Below are 2,138 nucleotides of genomic sequence, written 5' to 3' on the forward strand. Positions count from 1 at the left end.
CCGACGTTGAAGTTCCATTCGACACCTCCGGGCTCTACGAACCTACTACAGGTGTCCACTCATTCGGAGGAGGTTCACTCCCGCAAGCGGGAGAGGTTGGGGAGCCTGTGGCGCGCATATGCCCGGATTAAAATGCGGTAAGCTGATTGACGGTCGGGTCGGGGTTCCCCATGTCCCCCGCCGTGACCTATAATCGGGGCGAATCCCCTTGAGGAGTTTGAGATGGCCCAAGACGTCAGAGATTTGCCGGCCGGCCACAGCGATGGCCTGCACCGCTTTCTCGGCGGCTCGCCAGTGGCGGTCGCGTTTCGCCTGGTGCTGCTCTCCATCCTGGTCGGCGTCGTGCTGGCCGCAATCGGCTTCGATCCCTGGAACATCATCAACAGCATTCGCCTGCTGTTCCAGCGCCTGTGGGATCTCGGCTTCGATACCGTGAACTGGCTGTGGCGCTACTTCCTGCTCGGCGCGGTCATCGTGATCCCGATCTGGCTGTTGTCGCGCGTGTTCGGTTCGCCGCGCGGCCGGTAAGGCTTTTGGAAGTGCGCGGCCGGCGCAAGCACGCTATGCCGGCCGCGATGGTGCGTTCGGTTCGGCGGTCGGATACACGAACCTGACATGAACGCACCGCTTCCTCCAAGGGTGGGCTCCCGCCAGGTCTTCGCCATCGCCGGCCCCGCGATGGTCGCGAACCTCACCACACCGCTGATCGGCGTGGTCTCGACCACCGCGATCGGCCGGCTCGACGATGCCGCCCTGCTCGGCGGCGTCGCGATGGCCTCCGTGATCTTCGACTGCCTGTTCTGGCTGTTCGGCTTCCTGCGCATGAGCACGCTCGCGTTCACGGCGCAGGCGCTCGGCGCCGGCGAGACCCGCGAGCAGACCGTGATCCTGGTGCGCGGCTTCATCGTCGCCGGCCTGATCGGCGTCGGCCTGATCGCGCTGCAACTGCCGCTGGCCGGCACGTTGTTCGACCTGATGGGCGGCAGCGCGGGCGTGACGCGCGCCGCAAAGACCTATTTCATGATCAGGATCTGGTCGTCGCCATTCGCCTTCGCGAACTACGTCATTCTCGGTTGGCTGGTCGGGCAGGCGCGCGCCAATCCGGCGCTCGCGCTCCAGGTCGTCATCAATCTCATCAACATGGCGGCGACGATTCTGCTGGTGCTGGTCTACGACACCGGCATTGCGGGTGCGGCGATCGCCGCACTGCTGTCGGAGGGTGTCGGCTTCGTGCTCGGCGTGATCGTCTGCCGGCGCTATGCACACGGTGGCTTTGCCGTCCCCCGCGCGACGCTGCTCGATCGCGCCAAGCTGATGCGGCTGCTGGCGGTGAATTCCGACATCATGATCCGCACCGCGGCGCTGATCACCGTGTTCCTGTTTTTCACCGCCAAGGGCGCGCGCGCCGGCGACGTGACGCTGGCGGCGAACTCCGTGCTCAACAATTTCCTGCTGGTCAGCGCCTTTTTTCTCGACGGCCTCGCCAATGCGGCCCAGCAGCTCTGCGGCCGCACCTTTGGCGCGCGCGACGCCAGGGGTTTTGCGGATTCGACCCGTCTGGTGCTGCTCTGGGGCCTCGGCTTCGCACTGGTCGTCGCGGTGCTGTTCGCGCTGTTCGGCCCGAACCTGATCGATGTCATGACCGCGAGCGAGGACGTGCGCCGCGCCGCGCGCGAATTCCTGCCGTTCATCGTGCTGGCGCCGATCCCCGGCGTGTTCGCCTTCGGCTTCGACGGCATCTATGTCGGCGCCACCTGGGCGCGCGAGATGCGCAATCTGATGCTCGCCGCGCTCGCGATCTTCTTCGCCGTCTGGCTGGTGCTGCAGTCGTTCGGCAATACCGGACTATGGTGTGCGCTGATCGCGTTCTATGTCGCGCGTGGCGGATTGCAGGGTGCGCGCTATCCGGCGCTGCATCGGGCGACGTTCCCTTCTCCCTCGCCCCGCTTGCGGGGAGAGGGTCGGGGTGAGGGGGACTCTCCGCGAGGACAGTAAGAGTTGGCCTCGCGTCCCCCCTCACCCGGAATTTGCTCTCGCAAATTCCGGCCTCTCCCCGCAGGCGGCAGGGGAATCGCATATGGATTTGCGGCCCCTATTGCGTTGTTTTGTAAGATGGATTCTGAGAACGACTCCCACAA

At 65.3% G+C, this 2,138-nt stretch carries 2 protein-coding genes; both read left to right on the forward strand.

Annotation, left to right across the window (positions count from 1 at the left end; genetic code table 11):
- Nucleotides 1-222: 222 nt before the first annotated feature.
- Nucleotides 223-528, forward strand: a complete 306-nt coding sequence (locus JQ587_RS36560; RefSeq protein ID WP_212302787.1) for a DUF6460 domain-containing protein — start codon at nt 223-225, stop codon at nt 526-528.
- 87 nt (nt 529-615) lie between these two features.
- Nucleotides 616-1,995 (forward strand): MATE family efflux transporter, encoded by a 1,380-nt coding sequence (locus JQ587_RS36565; RefSeq protein ID WP_212428601.1) that lies wholly within the window; start codon nt 616-618, stop codon nt 1,993-1,995.
- Nucleotides 1,996-2,138: the final 143 nt, after the last annotated feature.

Origin of the sequence: Bradyrhizobium manausense, from assembly GCF_018130615.1 — a bacterium.
Taxonomy (GTDB): domain Bacteria; phylum Pseudomonadota; class Alphaproteobacteria; order Rhizobiales; family Xanthobacteraceae; genus Bradyrhizobium; species Bradyrhizobium manausense_A.